Consider the following 15,468-nt stretch of genomic DNA (forward strand, 5'->3'; position numbering starts at 1 on the left):
GCGCCTCAGGCCGGGGCCGCTCCCCTTCCTGGAGGCCCCGTCATGGCCACCCCGTTGACCGCCGACCGCCTCGTCGCCGCACTGCGCGCCGAGGGCGTCACCGTCGTCGAACGCACCGGCTGGCGCACCCACAACCGCAACCACACCGGCGCCTGGGGACCGGTGAACGGCGTCATGATCCACCACACCGTCACCTCCGGCACCACGGCGTCCGTCGACCTCTGCTTCCGCGGCCACTCCGAGCTCCCGGGCCCCCTGTGCCACGCCGTCATCGCCAAGGACGGCACGGTCCACCTCGTCGGCAACGGCCGCGCCAACCACGCCGGCGGCGGCGACCCGGACGTCCTGCGGGCCGTCGCCGAAGAGCGCTACGGCGCCCGTCCGCCCGCCACCGACCAGCACCAGGGCAGCCCCGGCGCCGTCGACGGCAACGCCCGCTTCTACGGCTTCGAGTGCGTCAACCGCGGCGACGGCGAAGACCCCTGGCCCGCCGCCCAACTCGACGCCATCGAACGCGCCTCCACCGCCCTGTGCCGGGCCCACGGCTGGAGCGCCAAGAGCGTCATCGGCCATCTGGAGTGGTCCAACCGCAAGGTCGACCCGCGCGGCTTCGCCATGCCCGACCTGCGCGAACGCATCGCCCGCCGACTCGCGGGGAAGCCCTCGGCACCCCAGCCGCCCGCCGCCAAGCCGCCCCAGCCGGTCGAGCCGACGCCGGGGGCCCCGAAGCGCGCGCCCTTCCCGGGCGCCGACTTCTTCACCAAGGCCCCCCGCTCCGCCCTGATCACCGCGATGGGCCGGCGCCTCGTCGCCGAGGGCTGCTCCGCGTACGCCGTCGGCCCCGGCCCCCAGTGGTCGGAGGCCGACCGCCGCTCGTACGCCAAGTGGCAGCACAAGCTCGGCTACCGCGGCGCCGACGCCGACGGCTGGCCCGGCAAGAAGAGCTGGGACGCCCTCAAGGTCCCCCGCACCCCCTGAACCCCGCCCCTCCCCGCCCTTCACCGCCCCGGAAAGGAGCTCCCGTGTCCGAAGCCGCCAGGAGGACCGCCCGTACGGTCCTCCAGAGCGCCGTCGGCATCGCCGTCGTCCTCCCCGCGATCGTCGACGCCTCCGGAGTGCCCGCCACCCTCCCCTGGGTGGCCGGCGCACTCGCCGTCGCCGCCGCCCTGACCAGGGTCATGGCGCTCGACGGCGTCCAGCGCCTGCTGCCGCCCTGGCTCCGCACCCGGCCCACCGGCGAGGACCTGCCCGCAGCCGTCTCTCCGGAAGTCCCGGGAGTCGCCGATGACCGACTCTGAACACCAGCACGACCCGATCGCCGTCGCCGTCGAGCTGGAACGCATGCGCGGCACCCTCGAAGCCGGCTTCGCCCGGGTCGACGGCGCCCTCGCCCTCCTGGTCCAGCGCAGCGACCAGACCGACAAGCAACTCGCCGACATGGAGTCCCGGCTCGACTCCCTGGAACGCGCCCGCTGGCCGCTGGCGAGCATCGCCGCCCTGACCGCGAGCGCCGGCGTGTTCCTCGCCGTCTGGGAGATGTCCGGGCGCTGACCCGTACCCGGACACGCCGAAGGGCGGTCACCCCGCGTTCGGGGTGACCGCCCTTCGTCAGACGCTACGCCGCGTCACTCACTGGTTGTACGGACCGTAGTCGTAGTCCTCCAGCGGAACGGCCTGGCCGGAGCCGGTGCCGAACGGCGAGTAGTCGATGTCGTCGTAGCCGACGGCCGAGTACATCGCGGCCTTGGCCTCCTCGGTGGGCTCCACCCGGATGTTGCGGTAGCGGGACAGACCCGTACCGGCCGGGATGAGCTTACCGATGATGACGTTCTCCTTGAGGCCGATCAGGGAGTCCGACTTGGCGTTGATCGCCGCGTCGGTCAGGACCCTGGTCGTCTCCTGGAAGGACGCCGCCGACAGCCACGACTCGGTGGCCAGCGACGCCTTGGTGATGCCCATCAGCTGCGGACGGCCGGAGGCGGGGTGACCGCCCTCGGTGACCACGCGACGGTTCTCGGTCTCGAACTTCGACCGCTCGACCAGCTCGCCCGGCAGCAGCTCCGCGTCGCCGGACTCGATGATCGTCACCCGGCGCAGCATCTGCCGGATGATGATCTCGATGTGCTTGTCGTGGATCGACACGCCCTGCGAGTTGTACACCTTCTGGACCTCGCCGACCAGGTGGACCTGGACGGCGCGCTGGCCGAGGATGCGCAGCACGTCGTGCGGGTTGACCGCACCGAAGGTCAGCGGCTGGCCGACCTCGACGTGGTCGCCCTCGCGGACCAGGACCTTGGCGCGCTTCGAGATCGGGAACGCCGTCTCGTCGCTGCCGTCGTCCGGGGTGACGACGAGCTTCTTCGTCTTCTCGGTCTCCTCGATCCGGACCCGGCCGGACGCCTCGGAGATCGGGGCGACGCCCTTGGGCGTACGGGCCTCGAAGAGCTCGACGACACGCGGCAGACCCTGGGTGATGTCGTCACCGGCCACACCACCGGTGTGGAAGGTACGCATCGTCAGCTGGGTGCCGGGCTCACCGATGGACTGGGCGGCGATGATGCCGACCGCCTCGCCGATGTCGACCAGCTTGCCGGTGGCGAGCGAGCGACCGTAGCAGAAGGCACAGGTGCCGACCGCGGACTCGCAGGTCAGGACCGAGCGGGTCTTGACCTCCTCCACGCCCGCACCGATCAGCGCGTCGATGAGCACGTCACCGAGGTCGACGTTGGCGGGCGCGATGACCTTGCCGTCGACGACGACGTCCTCGGCGAGCATCCGCGCGTACACGGACGTCTCGACGTTCTCCGCCTTGCGCAGGACGCCGTCGGCGCCGCGCTCGCCGATCCCCAGCTTGAGGCCGCGGTCGGTGCCGCAGTCCTCTTCGCGGATGATGACGTCCTGCGAGACGTCCACCAGACGACGGGTCAGGTAACCCGAGTCGGCGGTCCGCAGGGCGGTGTCCGCCAGACCCTTACGGGCACCGTGCGTGGCGATGAAGTACTCCAGCACGGACAGGCCCTCGCGGAAGGACGCCTTGATCGGCCGCGGGATCGTCTCGTTCTTGGCGTTGGACACCAGACCACGCATACCGGCGATCTGACGCATCTGCATCATGTTTCCACGAGCACCCGAGTGCACCATCATGTAGATGGGGTTGGTCTTCGGGAAGTTCGCGTTCATCGCCTCGGCGACCTCGTTGGTCGCGCGGGTCCAGTTGTCGATCAGCTCGTTCGTGCGCTCCTGCTTGGTGATCAGACCGCGCTCGTACTGCTTCTGGATCTTCTCGTCCTTGGCCTCGTAGGACGCGACGATCTCCTTCTTCGCCTCCGGGACGACGACGTCCGAGATGGCGACGGTGACGCCGGACCGGGTGGCCCAGAAGAAGCCGGCAGCCTTCAGGTTGTCGAGCGTCGCCGCCACGATGACCTTCGGGTAGCGCTCGGCGAGGTCGTTGACGATCTCGGAGAGCTGCTTCTTGCCGACGGTGTAGTCGACGAAGGGGTAGTCCTCGGGCAGCAGCTCGTTGAAGAGCGCCCGGCCCAGGGTGGTGTTCAGCCGGAAGCTGTCGCCCTGCTGCCAGGTGCCGCCGATGCCGTCGGCCCCGGCCTCCTCGTCGACCGGCGGGGTCCAGCCGCGCGGCGGGATGGTGCCCACCGGGAAGCGGATGTCCACCTTGGCCTGGAGGGACAGCTCACGGGCGTCGAACGCCATGATCGCCTCGGCGGTGGAGCCGAAGGACCGGCCCTCGCCGCGCACCTCGCGCTCTTCCTCGTCGGTGGTGAGGAAGAAGAGTCCGAGCACCATGTCCTGGGTGGGCATGGTGACGGGACGGCCGTCGGCCGGCTTGAGGATGTTGTTCGAGGACAGCATCAGGATGCGGGCCTCGGCCTGCGCCTCCGCGGAGAGCGGCAGGTGGACGGCCATCTGGTCACCGTCGAAGTCCGCGTTGAACGCGGTGCAGACGAGCGGGTGGATCTGGATGGCCTTGCCCTCGACGAGCTGCGGCTCGAACGCCTGGATGCCGAGGCGGTGCAGCGTGGGGGCACGGTTCAGCAGCACCGGGTGCTCGGCGATGACCTCTTCGAGGACGTCGTACACCACGGTGCGACCGCGCTCGACCATGCGCTTGGCCGACTTGATGTTCTGCGCGTGGTTCAGGTCGACCAGGCGCTTCATCACGAACGGCTTGAAGAGCTCCAGCGCCATGGCCTTCGGCAGACCGCACTGGTGCAGCTTGAGCTGCGGGCCGACGACGATGACGGAACGCGCCGAGTAGTCGACTCGCTTGCCGAGCAGGTTCTGACGGAAACGACCCTGCTTGCCCTTGAGCATGTCGCTCAGGGACTTCAGCGGGCGGTTGCCGGGGCCGGTGACCGGGCGACCGCGACGGCCGTTGTCGAACAGCGCGTCGACGGCCTCCTGGAGCATCCGCTTCTCGTTGTTCACGATGATCTCGGGGGCCCCGAGGTCCAGCAGGCGCTTCAGGCGGTTGTTGCGGTTGATGACCCGGCGGTACAGGTCGTTCAGGTCGGAGGTGGCGAAGCGGCCACCGTCGAGCTGCACCATCGGACGCAGGTCCGGCGGGATGACCGGCACGCAGTCCAGCACCATGCCCTTGGGGCTGTTGCTGGTCTGGAGGAAGGCGGAGACGACCTTGAGGCGCTTGAGCGCACGGGTCTTCTTCTGGCCCTTGCCGGTGCGGATGATCTCGCGGAGGCGCTCGGCCTCCTCGTTGAGGTCGAAGGACTCCAGGCGCTTCTGCAGCGCGGCGGCGCCCATCGAGCCGTCGAAGTACGTGCCGAAGCGGTCGCGCAGCTCGCGGTAGAGCAGCTCGTCGCCCTCCAGGTCCTGGACCTTGAGGTTCTTGAAGCGGTTCCACACCTCGTCGAGGCGGTCGACCTCGCGCTGCGCGCGGTCGCGGAGCTGCTTCATCTCGCGCTCGGCGCCTTCGCGCACCTTGCGGCGCACGTCGGCCTTGGCGCCCTCGGCCTCCAGCTCGGCCAGGTCGCCTTCCAGCTTCTTGGCGCGGGCCTCGACGTCGGCGTCCCGACGGTTCTCGATCTGCTGGCGCTCGACGGAGACGTGGGCCTCCAGCGACGGCAGGTCGCGGGTGCGGCGCTCCTCGTCCACGAACGTGATCATGTACGCGGCGAAGTAGATGACCTTCTCCAGGTCCTTCGGCGCGAGGTCCAGCAGGTAGCCCAGGCGCGAGGGAACGCCCTTGAAGTACCAGATGTGGGTGACGGGGGCGGCCAGCTCGATGTGGCCCATCCGCTCGCGGCGCACCTTGGCGCGGGTGACCTCGACGCCACAGCGCTCACAGATGATGCCCTTGAAGCGGACGCGCTTGTACTTGCCGCAGTAGCACTCCCAGTCCCGGGTCGGACCGAAGATCTTCTCGCAGAAGAGTCCGTCCTTTTCGGGCTTGAGCGTGCGGTAGTTGATCGTCTCGGGCTTCTTGACCTCGCCGTGCGACCACTGGCGAATGTCGTCAGCGGTGGCCAGGCCGATCCGAAGCTCGTCGAAGAAGTTGACGTCGAGCACTATGCGTCAATCCCTCTCAGGGTTGTGTCTCTCAGTGGTCTGTACGGAGTCCTGGGGCTTGCGGCCGGGGCCCTGGCGGGGGCCCCGGCCGGACCCGTCAGACCTCTTCGACGCTGCTCGGCTCGCGCCGGGACAGGTCGATGCCGAGCTCTTCCGCAGCGCGGAAGACGTCCTCGTCGGTGTCGCGCATCTCGATGGACATGCCGTCCGAGGACAGCACCTCCACGTTGAGGCACAGGGACTGCATCTCCTTGATGAGCACCTTGAAGGACTCGGGGATGCCGGGCTCGGGGATGTTCTCGCCCTTGACGATGGCCTCGTACACCTTCACGCGGCCGGTGACGTCGTCGGACTTGATGGTCAGCAGTTCCTGGAGGGCGTACGCGGCGCCGTAAGCCTCCAGCGCCCACACCTCCATCTCACCGAAGCGCTGGCCACCGAACTGGGCCTTACCACCCAGCGGCTGCTGGGTGATCATCGAGTACGGACCGGTCGAGCGCGCGTGCAGCTTGTCGTCGACCAGGTGGTGGAGCTTCAGGATGTACATGTACCCGACCGAGATCGGGTCCGGGAACGGCTCGCCGGAGCGGCCGTCGAACATCCGGGCCTTGCCGGAAGGCAGGACCATGCGGTCGCCGTCGCGGTTGGGCACGGTGGCCTCGAAGAGACCGGCGATCTCGTCCTCGCGGGCGCCGTCGAAGACCGGGGTGGCGACGTTGGTGCCGGGCTGGACCTCGTCCGCGCCGATCGACTTCAGCCGCTCCATCCACTCCTCGTTGCCCTCGACCTTCCAGCCCTGGCTGGCGAGCCAGCCGAGGTGGATCTCCAGGACCTGTCCCGGGTTCATTCGGGACGGGACGCCGAGCGGGTTGAGGATGATGTCGACCGGGGTGCCGTCCTCCATGAACGGCATGTCCTCGATCGGCAGGATCTTGGAGATGACGCCCTTGTTGCCGTGGCGGCCGGCGAGCTTGTCACCGTCGGTGATCTTGCGCTTCTGCGCCACGTACACCCGGACGAGCTGGTTGACGCCGGGCGGGAGCTCGTCGCCCTCCTCGCGGTCGAACACGCGGACGCCGATGACCTTGCCGGTCTCGCCGTGCGGCACCTTCAGGGAGGTGTCGCGGACCTCGCGGGCCTTCTCGCCGAAGATCGCGCGGAGCAGGCGCTCCTCCGGGGTCAGCTCGGTCTCGCCCTTCGGGGTGACCTTGCCGACCAGGATGTCGCCGGCGATGACCTCGGCGCCGATGCGGATGATGCCGCGCTCGTCGAGGTCGGCCAGGACCTCCTCGGAGACGTTCGGGATGTCCCGGGTGATCTCCTCGGGGCCGAGCTTGGTGTCACGGGCGTCGACCTCGTGCTCCTCGATGTGGATCGAGGAGAGGACGTCGTCCTGGACGAGGCGCTGCGACAGGATGATCGCGTCCTCGTAGTTGTGGCCCTCCCACGGCATGAACGCCACGAGGAGGTTCTTGCCGAGCGCCATCTCGCCGTTCTCGGTGGCGGGACCGTCGGCGAGGACCTGGCCCTCGACGACGCGGTCGCCCTCGACGACGATGACCTTCTGGTTGACCGAGGTGCCCTGGTTGGAGCGGGAGAACTTGGCCACCCGGTAGGTGGTGTAGGTGCCGTCGTCGTTGCCGACGGTGATGTAGTCCGCGGAGACCTCCTGGACCACACCGTCCTTCTCGGCCTTGATGATGTCACCGGCGTCGACCGCGCAGCGGTACTCCATGCCGGTGCCGACCAGCGGCGCCTCGGCCGTGATCAGCGGAACGGCCTGACGCATCATGTTCGCGCCCATGAGGGCACGGTTGGCGTCGTCGTGCTCCAGGAAGGGGATCATGGCGGTCGCGACCGACACCATCTGGCGCGGCGAGACGTCCATGTAGTCGACCTCGGTCGGGGCGACGTAGTCGACCTCGCCGCCACGGCGGCGGACCAGCACCCGGACCTCGGTGAAGCGGAGGTCGTCGTTGAGCGTGGCGTTCGCCTGCGCGATGACGAAGCGGTCCTCCTCGTCGGCGGTCAGGTAGTCCACCTCGTCGGTGACCTGGCCGTCGACGACCTTGCGGTACGGCGTCTCGATGAAGCCGAAGGCGTTGATCCGGCCGTAGGAGGCCAGCGAGCCGATCAGACCGATGTTCGGGCCTTCCGGCGTCTCGATCGGGCACATCCGGCCGTAGTGCGAGGGGTGCACGTCACGGACCTCGAAGCCGGCCCGCTCGCGGGAGAGACCACCGGGGCCGAGGGCGTTGAGACGACGCTTGTGCGTCAGGCCCGACAGCGGGTTGTGGTGGTCCATGAACTGCGAGAGCTGGCTGGTGCCGAAGAACTCCTTGATGGAGGCGACGACCGGCCGGATGTTGATCAGGGTCTGCGGCGTGATCGCCTCGACGTCCTGGGTGGTCATGCGCTCGCGCACGACGCGCTCCATGCGGGCGAGACCCGTACGGACCTGGTTCTGGATCAGCTCGCCGACGTTGCGGATGCGGCGGTTGCCGAAGTGGTCGATGTCGTCGGTCTCGACCATGATCGAGCGGCCGGACGCACCGACGGTCTCGGTCTCACCGGCGTGCAGCCTCACCAAGTACTTGATGGTGGCGATGACGTCGTCGGTGGTGAGCACGCCGGCGTTCAGCGGCTCGTCCGCGCCGAGCTTCTTGTTGACCTTGTAGCGGCCGACCTTCGCCAGGTCGTAGCGCTTGGGGTTGAAGTAGAGGTTCTCCAGCAGCGTCTGCGCCGCCTCGCGCGTGGGCGGCTCGCCCGGACGCAGCTTGCGGTAGATGTCGAGCAGCGCGTCGTCCTGGCCCTGGGTGTGGTCCTTCTCCAGGGTGGCGCGCATGGACTCGTACTCGCCGAACTCCTGCAGGATCTGCTCGGTCGTCCAACCGAGCGCCTTGAGCAGGACGGTCACGGACTGCTTGCGCTTGCGGTCGATGCGGACGCCGACCATGTCGCGCTTGTCGATCTCCATCTCCAGCCAGGCACCCCGGGACGGGATGATCTTGGCGGTGAAGATGTCCTTGTCGGACGTCTTGTCGATGGAGGAGTCGAAGTAGACGCCCGGGGAACGGACGAGCTGGGACACCACGACACGCTCGGTGCCGTTGATGACGAAGGTGCCCTTGTTGGTCATCAGCGGGAAGTCACCCATGAAGACCGTCTGCGACTTGATCTCGCCGGTCTCGTTGTTGGTGAACTCCGCCGTGACGAAGAGCGGAGCGGCGAAGGTGAAGTCGCGCTCCTTGCACTCGTCGATCGAGTTCTTGGGAGGCTCGAAGCGGTGGTCGCGGAAGGTCAGCGACATGGACCCGCTGAAGTCCTCGATCGGGGAGATCTCCTCGAAGATCTCCTCCAGACCGGACTTGGTCGGGACGTCCTGTCCGCTGTCCAAAGCCGCCTCGACGCGAGCCTTCCACGCGGCATTGCCGAGCAGCCAGTCGAAGCTCTCGGTCTGGAGCGCGAGGAGGTTCGGAACCTCAAGGGGCTCTTTGATCTTTGCAAAGGAGATGCGCAGCGGGGCGGTGCTGGCGCCGTTGTTCGTATTCGCGGTCGAGGCGTTGCGCGAGGCGGCCAAGAGGGGGTCCTTCCGAGGGCTCGGACTCACTACGCGCGTACCGGTCCCGTACCGGCACGGGGGAGAAATCCCAGGTCAGGGATGGCTCTGGCCCACTGTGCTCAGACGGGGAATGCCCCTGGTGACGGGCAGGAGGCAGTTAACAGGCAGCGCAAAGGGTCAGTGTAGCCACTTGGCCCACTGATGTCCAGTGCGGGCTTTCGAAACCCTCGCTGCCCTCGTTGTTCTCAACTCCGCGACACCCTCGCGCCCGGGAGGCGCACATCGATACTGCCCGCTCGGCCGCCGATCCATGCCTCGGATCCGGATCGGCGTGACCACGCGTCCTGAGAATTGCGCGCTGCGTGCGGTTCGTCAAGGCCCCCTGTCCGGGACCCGCCCACCGTCGCCGTCACTGACCGGGTACCCCCAGGGACTCAGTGCGGTTCCCCGGAAGGCGGGGCGCACGGAGATGATCACCATACTCCCCGCGCCGCCCGGCGCAAGGCAGCACGGCCCGGCGTCGACACGACAGAAGGGCGACCACCCGGATGGGTGATCGCCCTTCGGCACTGTCCCGTTACGTCGCTAAGCAGCTTCGATCACGAGACGAGCCTCACAGGCCCCGGCTCGACCGGGCGCCCGTTGCGGCGCTGTGACTCAACGAGATTACTTGACCTCGACGGAGGCGCCGGCGCCCTTGAGGGCCTCGGCGGCCTTCTCGGCGGCGTCCTTCGCGACCTTCTCCAGGACCGGCTTCGGGGTGCCGTCGACCAGGTCCTTGGCCTCCTTCAGGCCGAGGGAGGTCAGCTCGCGCACGACCTTGATGACCTGGATCTTCTTGTCGCCAGCGCCGGTGAGGATGACGTCGAACTCGTCCTGCTCCTCGACCGCGGCGGCCTCGCCGCCGGCAGCGCCACCCGCGACGACGACCGGCGCGGCAGCGGCGGCGGTGACGTCGAACTTCTCCTCGAAGGCCTTCACGAACGCGGAGAGCTCGATGAGGGTCATGTCCTCGAACTGCGCAAGCAGGTCGTCCTGGCTGAGCTTCGCCATGGTAGGCGTCCTTCCACTAATTCGGCTGGTGCCGGATGTACATGTAGGCGGGCGTACGTGCGGCCCGCTGTGACCGTCGCGTCAGGCTGCGGCGGTCAATGCGCGAGCCGAGTTACTCGGCACCGCCCTGCTCGTCGCGCTGGGCACGGAGCGCGTCCACGGTGCGGACGAGCTTCGAGGGAAGCGCCTGGAAGAGCGAGGCAGCCTGGGACTGCTTGCCCTTCATGGCGCCCGCCAGCTTGGCGAGCAGAACCTCGCGGGACTCGAGGTCCGCGAGCTTCTTGATCTCATCGGCGGACAGCGCCTTGCCGTCAAGGACACCGCCCTTGATGATCAGGTTCGGGTTGTCCTTGGCGAAGTCACGAAGACCCTTAGCCGACTCCACCGGGTCACCGGTGATGAAGGCAACCGCCGTCGGACCGTTGAACAGGTCGTCGAGCGAGGAGATCCCGGCCTCGTTGGCCGCAATCTTGGTCAGCGTGTTCTTCACCACGGCGTACTGGGCGTTCTCACCGAGCGAACGGCGCAGCTGCTTGAGCTGAGCCACGGTGAGACCCCGGTACTCGGTCAGCACGGCGGCGTTCGAGCCGCGGAACTGGTCCGCCAGCTCGGCTACCGCGGCAGCCTTGTCGGGCCTAGCCATGAGCGTCGGCCTCCTTCCGGGTGATGAGGACCGCGCGGACCCGAAGGAGGGAGACTGGGCAAAACGAAACGCCCCGGCGCAGGCGCACGGGGCGTAGCTCGACCGGACGAAGTCCGGGAACATGTCCACTGTCACCTGCGCAGGTCGTCCGCTGCTAGCGGATCCTTCGGCCGCCGCACCCTCTTGCGAGCACGCGGCAACGACCAGCGGTCTTTGGCTTCTGTGGCAGCGTACGTGAGGGGCGGCGAACGAAGCAAATCGCCTCCGGGGCCGCCCCCGGCGCCCGCGGGGCGGAACGCCTCCCCCGGCGCCCGTAGGCCCTCCGAACCGCGCGGAGGGCGCCCTCAGGGCCCGGGAAGGGTGCCTCCCGGAGTCGAAGGGGCGCCGACCGCATCAGGGCCGGCTCAGCCGTTGAGGCCCTCCAGCGTCTTGTCGACGTCGGCGAGGTCCTCGTCGACCGACTTGAGCTGCTTGTCGATGTCCTTCATCGCCTGCTCGAAGTCGATGACGTCCTTCGCCGGCGGGGCCTCGACCTGGGCGGCAGCGCCGTACTCCGAGTACTTCGCGGAGATGGTGACCGGGCCCTCCTTGGAGGCCATGGCGATGTCCATCTTCACCGGGTAGCCGTCCCCGTTCACCCAGACCTGGGTGTCGTACGAGGTGATGCCGGCCTCCTTGACCGCCTTGATCATCTCGGCGCGGTCGGCCTTGCTGAGGACCAGCGAGTCGTTCTTGTTCACCATCTCTTCGACGCTGATCGAGCCCTTGTAGTGCTCGGTGTCGACGCCGTCGACCTTCGCGGAGCCGACGTGCTTGATGTCCTTGGACTCCAGGAGCACGGCCAGGGACTCGGCCGGGCTCTGGTTCATGTTGTCCATGTTGCCGGCGAGCTGCTTCTCCAGCGCCTTGTCGCCGGACCCCTCGGCGATGGCCTTGAGGTCCATCTTCATCCAGCGCTTGCCGCCGAACACCTCGGCGGCCTCGGCACCCGCGGCGCCCACGTCCGTGTACAGGACGCCGTCCACCCAGACCGTGCGGACCTCCGCGGGGCCGCCGAGCGCCGCGGCACCGCTGGACGTCACCTTCACGTCCATCACCGTGGGGTCCCAGCCCATGACGCCGGACATCGTCGTCGACCCGCCGCCCTCCACCGCCTCCGGCGCGGTGATCGTCATGCTGACCTTGGCGGACTTCGCCTCGGCCGTCTTCTTGAAGGCGGCCGTGAGGGCCTTCGTCACCTGACCGCCGGAGTGCGTCGCGCCCTCGGAGCCCGCGGCGCCCTTCTTGCCGTCGCCGTCGCCGCCGCTCTGGCAGGCGGTCGCGCCCAGCACGACGGCCGCAGCCGTCGCCGCCAGCCCGGCCCGCTTCCACGAGGACTTGCTCATGACCCACCCCATTTGCTTGCTTTACGAACTCTTGAACGGTATCTCACGGCTCTGACAGCGCCCCACCGGATACCGGCGCCGTCTCCCTCGGCGTCGGAGGGCGCATGCAAACGAACCGGCCCCCACACCCCGCGAGGGGCGTGAGGGCCGGTTCCAGCCTGCGTGGACCGCGGCTGCCGTCGGATCAGACGGCCGCCGGGTCCTCCTCGACGAGGAGGTTGCGGGTGCGGTTGGAGTCCAGCGGGATGCCGGGGCCCATGGTGGTGGCCAGGGTCGCCTTCTTGATGTAGCGGCCCTTCGCGGCGGACGGCTTCAGACGGAGGATCTCCTCCAGCGCCGCGGCGTAGTTCTCCACCAGCTTGGTCTCGTCGAAGGAGACCTTGCCGATGATGAAGTGCAGGTTCGCGTGCTTGTCGACACGGAACTCGATCTTGCCGCCCTTGATGTCGGTGACGGCCTTGGCGACGTCGGGGGTGACGGTGCCGGTCTTCGGGTTCGGCATCAGACCACGCGGACCGAGCACCCGGCCGAGGCGGCCGACCTTGCCCATGAGGTCCGGGGTGGCGACGACGGCGTCGAAGTCCAGACGGCCCTTCGTCACCTCGTCGATCAGCTCGTCGGCGCCGACGATGTCGGCGCCCGCGGCACGCGCGGCCTCGGCACGGTCACCGGTCGCGAAGACCAGGACCCGGGCGGTCTTGCCGGTGCCGTGCGGAAGGTTCACGGTGCCACGGACCATCTGGTCCGCCTTGCGCGGGTCGACGCCCAGACGCAGGGCGACCTCGACGGTGCCGTCGAACTTGGCGGACGCGGTGTCCTTGGCGAGACGGACGGCCTCGAGCGGGGCGTACTGACGCTCCCGGTCGATCTTGGCGTCCGCAGCGCGGAGATTCTTGCTGCGCTTCACTTCTACTCCTGGTGTGTTTCAGGTGTGGAGTCGTGGTCCGGGCCAGCGCCTGGCCCTACCACTCAAGGTCAAGAGGGGTTGAATCAGCCCACTGCATCTTCTGCTCGGGCTTCCTCACTCACTCGCTCCGCGGACGACCTCGTACCTCGGTCGGCCACTACGCGAGCCAGAACGTCAACCCACTGCATCTTCTGCTCGGGCTTCCTCACTCACTCGCTCCGCGGACGACCTCGTACCTCGGTCGGCCACTACGCGAGCTCGATCGTCAGCCCTCGACGGTGACGCCCATCGAACGCGCCGTACCCGCGATGATCTTCTCCGCGGCGTCCAGGTCGTTCGCGTTGAGGTCGGGCATCTTCGTCGTGGCGATCTCGCGGACCTGCTCGCGCGTCAGCTTCGCGACCTTGGTCTTGTGCGGCTCGCCGGAGCCCTTGTCCACGCCCGCGGCCTTGAGGATCAGCTTGGCGGCCGGCGGAGTCTTGGTGATGAAGGTGAAGGAACGGTCCTCGTAGACCGTGATCTCCACCGGCACGACCATGCCGCGCTGCGACTCGGTCGCAGCGTTGTAGGCCTTGCAGAACTCCATGATGTTGACGCCGTGCTGACCCAGGGCCGGGCCCACCGGCGGAGCCGGGTTGGCCGCGCCGGCCTGGATCTGGAGCTTGATAAGCCCCGTGACCTTCTTCTTCTTGGGAGGCATTGCTCTCTCCGGGTCCTAGTGAGAGTTTCCAGCACCCCACCCGATCATCCGGATGGAGGCATACCGCACAACGATAACGGGTATGGCTGCACGGTTAAAAACCGACAGGTCAGAACAGCCACACGGGCGGTTCTGACCTGGTCGGAAGCGAGTGTCAGTTCTTCTGGATCTGGTCGAAGCTCAGCTCGACCGGGGTCTCGCGGCCGAAGATCTCGACGAGGCCCTTGACCTTCTTCGAGTCGGCGTTGATCTCGTTGATCGTGGCCTGGAGGGTGGCGAAGGGGCCGTCGGTGACGGTGACCGAGTCGCCGACCTCGAAGTCCAGCACCTGGACCTCGACCTTGCGGGCCGGCGCCGGCTCGCCCTTGGCCTCGGCGGCCTCGCGCGCCGCCTTCTCCTCCGCCTCCGGGGCGAGCATCTTGACGATCTCGTCCAGGGTCAGCGGGTACGGGTCGTAGGCGTTGCCCACGAAGCCGGTGACGCCGGGCGTGTTGCGCACGACGCCCCACGACTCGTTGGTCAGGTCCATGCGGACCAGGACGTAGCCGGGAAGCTTGTTCTGGCGGACGTTCTTGCGCTCGCCGTTCTTGATCTGGACGATCTCTTCCTCGGGCACTTCGGCCTGGTAGATGAACTCCTCGACGTTCAGCGAAACGGCGCGCTGCTCCAGGTTCGCCTTCACGCGCTTCTCGTACCCGGCGTACGTGTGGATGACGTACCACTCACCGGGCAGCGTGCGCAGCTCGTCGCGGAGCGCGGCGATCGGGTCGACCGGCTCCTCGGCCTCGACCTCGGCGTCTTCCTCGTCCTCGGAGGCGTCGGCGGCCTCGGCGTCCTCGTCGATGACCTCGGCCTCGCCGGCGGAGTCCACCTCGATGTGCAGCGCGGCCTCCTCGGCCGGCTCGCCGGCGGCGGCGTCCGCAGCTTCCGCCTCGTCCGGGTCGACGGCGTCCGCAGCCTCAACGACGTCGAGCTCGTCCTCTGCGGACTCCACGGACTGCACGTTCTCGCCGTCCGGCTCAACGGCCTCGTTCAGGTTCGGGTCAGACACGGTGGCTGCTTCTTCCTCGATACAGATGGGTGGAACATGCAAAAAGGGCGCCGCGCCGATACTCCCGGCCGACGCCACTCCTCGCGGGAGGGATCAGCCGAAGACGTACCCGACGGCTTCCTTGAGCCCATAGTCAATCACGGTCACCAGACCGATCATGATGACGACGAAGATGATCACGACGGTGGTGTACGTCGTCAGCTGGCTGCGCGTGGGCCAGACGACCTTGCGGAGCTCGGCCACGATCTGCCGGTAGAAGAGCGCGAGGCGCCCGAAGGGGCCCTTCTTCCCGCGCTTGCCGCCCTTGCGGGTCTTGTCCCGGGACGACTTGTCCTCGGCATCAGGCGTGTCGATGGAGCCCACGGCATCCGTCACTTTCGTTCACCTGATTCCCGGGTCGTGGCCGTGCCGCGCCCGGTGGAGCCGCACGGCGATTCATTGAACGTACGTACATGCGCACACATCCTGGCGGTGGTGTGTGTAGCAGGGCCGGAGGGACTTGAACCCCCAACCGCTGGTTTTGGAGACCAGTGCTCTACCAATTGAGCTACGACCCTTTGTGGCGTCCCCAACCTACAGCATCCGGAACGGGTCCGAAGATGCGGTCGGTGAGGGCCAACGAC

Annotated in this window: 12 protein-coding genes and 1 tRNA gene; 3 read left to right on the forward strand and 10 right to left on the reverse strand. The window is 68.0% G+C overall.

Going from position 1 to position 15,468, the window contains the following annotated elements; translation table 11 throughout:
• Positions 1–42: 42 nt before the first annotated feature.
• Genes ACH4E8_RS04910 through ACH4E8_RS04920 form a run of 3 tightly spaced genes read left to right on the forward strand, consistent with a single transcriptional unit; the run spans position 43 to position 1,551 of the window.
• Positions 43–978, forward strand: a complete 936-nt coding sequence (locus tag ACH4E8_RS04910) for a peptidoglycan-binding protein (protein ID WP_398444346.1) — start codon at positions 43–45, stop codon at positions 976–978.
• Between the two features lie 44 nt (positions 979–1,022).
• Positions 1,023–1,298, forward strand: coding sequence for a hypothetical protein (locus ACH4E8_RS04915; protein WP_398444348.1), 276 nt, complete (start codon positions 1,023–1,025; stop codon positions 1,296–1,298).
• Positions 1,285–1,551 carry a hypothetical protein gene (locus ACH4E8_RS04920; protein ID WP_361530400.1) on the forward strand — a complete coding sequence of 89 codons (267 nt, stop codon included), beginning with the start codon at positions 1,285–1,287 and terminating at the stop codon, positions 1,549–1,551. Before ACH4E8_RS04915 ends, ACH4E8_RS04920 begins: the two co-directional genes overlap by 14 nt.
• A 78-nt stretch (positions 1,552–1,629) precedes the next feature.
• Here the strand turns inward: ACH4E8_RS04920 and ACH4E8_RS04925 are convergent, their stop codons facing one another.
• The 10 genes from ACH4E8_RS04925 to ACH4E8_RS04970 all read right to left on the reverse strand — a co-directional run bounded on the left by ACH4E8_RS04925 (position 1,630) and on the right by ACH4E8_RS04970 (position 15,402).
• Complete coding sequence (locus ACH4E8_RS04925) at positions 1,630–5,544, reverse strand: DNA-directed RNA polymerase subunit beta' (RefSeq protein WP_398444350.1); 3,915 nt, start codon at positions 5,542–5,544, stop codon at positions 1,630–1,632.
• Positions 5,545–5,641: 97 nt separating this feature from the next.
• On the reverse strand, positions 5,642–9,124 hold the full coding sequence (gene rpoB, locus ACH4E8_RS04930) for a DNA-directed RNA polymerase subunit beta (RefSeq protein ID WP_398444353.1): 3,483 nt from the start codon (positions 9,122–9,124) through the stop codon (positions 5,642–5,644).
• A gap of 648 nt (positions 9,125–9,772) precedes the next feature.
• A complete protein-coding gene (rplL, locus tag ACH4E8_RS04935) occupies positions 9,773–10,159 on the reverse strand; it encodes a 50S ribosomal protein L7/L12 (RefSeq protein WP_361530409.1) in 387 nt (128 codons plus the stop codon).
• Between the two features lie 112 nt (positions 10,160–10,271).
• A complete protein-coding gene (gene rplJ / locus ACH4E8_RS04940; protein ID WP_361530412.1) occupies positions 10,272–10,802 on the reverse strand; it encodes a 50S ribosomal protein L10 in 531 nt (176 codons plus the stop codon).
• 404 nt (positions 10,803–11,206) lie between these two features.
• On the reverse strand, positions 11,207–12,187 hold the full coding sequence (locus ACH4E8_RS04945; protein WP_398444355.1) for a hypothetical protein: 981 nt from the start codon (positions 12,185–12,187) through the stop codon (positions 11,207–11,209).
• Between the two features lie 184 nt (positions 12,188–12,371).
• Positions 12,372–13,094, reverse strand: coding sequence for a 50S ribosomal protein L1 (gene rplA / locus ACH4E8_RS04950; protein WP_398444357.1), 723 nt, complete (start codon positions 13,092–13,094; stop codon positions 12,372–12,374).
• Between the two features lie 265 nt (positions 13,095–13,359).
• The gene (gene rplK, locus ACH4E8_RS04955) at positions 13,360–13,794 is read right to left on the reverse strand and encodes a 50S ribosomal protein L11 (protein WP_361530421.1); all 435 of its coding nucleotides are present in this window, start codon (positions 13,792–13,794) and stop codon (positions 13,360–13,362) included.
• A gap of 154 nt (positions 13,795–13,948) precedes the next feature.
• On the reverse strand, positions 13,949–14,845 hold the full coding sequence (nusG, locus tag ACH4E8_RS04960) for a transcription termination/antitermination protein NusG (RefSeq protein ID WP_398444359.1): 897 nt from the start codon (positions 14,843–14,845) through the stop codon (positions 13,949–13,951).
• Positions 14,846–14,938: 93 nt separating this feature from the next.
• Entirely contained in the window at positions 14,939–15,220 is a 282-nt protein-coding gene (secE, locus tag ACH4E8_RS04965; protein ID WP_361956575.1) for a preprotein translocase subunit SecE, read from the reverse strand.
• A 109-nt stretch (positions 15,221–15,329) separates the two neighbouring features.
• A tRNA-Trp gene (locus ACH4E8_RS04970) sits at positions 15,330–15,402 on the reverse strand.
• Positions 15,403–15,468 lie beyond the last annotated feature (66 nt).

It is taken from the genome of Streptomyces sp. NPDC017979, from assembly GCF_044328175.1.
Classification (GTDB): domain Bacteria; phylum Actinomycetota; class Actinomycetes; order Streptomycetales; family Streptomycetaceae; genus Streptomyces.

Coding starts and splice junctions, on each gene's coding strand:
- rplJ (WP_361530412.1), bottom strand. CDS start 10,802: ATGGCTAGGCCCGACAAGGCTGCCGCGGTAGCCGAGCTGGCGGACCAG.
- rplK (WP_361530421.1), bottom strand. CDS start 13,794: ATGCCTCCCAAGAAGAAGAAGGTCACGGGGCTTATCAAGCTCCAGATC.
- ACH4E8_RS04910 (WP_398444346.1), top strand. CDS start 43: ATGGCCACCCCGTTGACCGCCGACCGCCTCGTCGCCGCACTGCGCGCC.
- rplL (WP_361530409.1), bottom strand. CDS start 10,159: ATGGCGAAGCTCAGCCAGGACGACCTGCTTGCGCAGTTCGAGGACATG.
- ACH4E8_RS04945 (WP_398444355.1), bottom strand. CDS start 12,187: ATGAGCAAGTCCTCGTGGAAGCGGGCCGGGCTGGCGGCGACGGCTGCG.
- ACH4E8_RS04920 (WP_361530400.1), top strand. CDS start 1,285: ATGACCGACTCTGAACACCAGCACGACCCGATCGCCGTCGCCGTCGAG.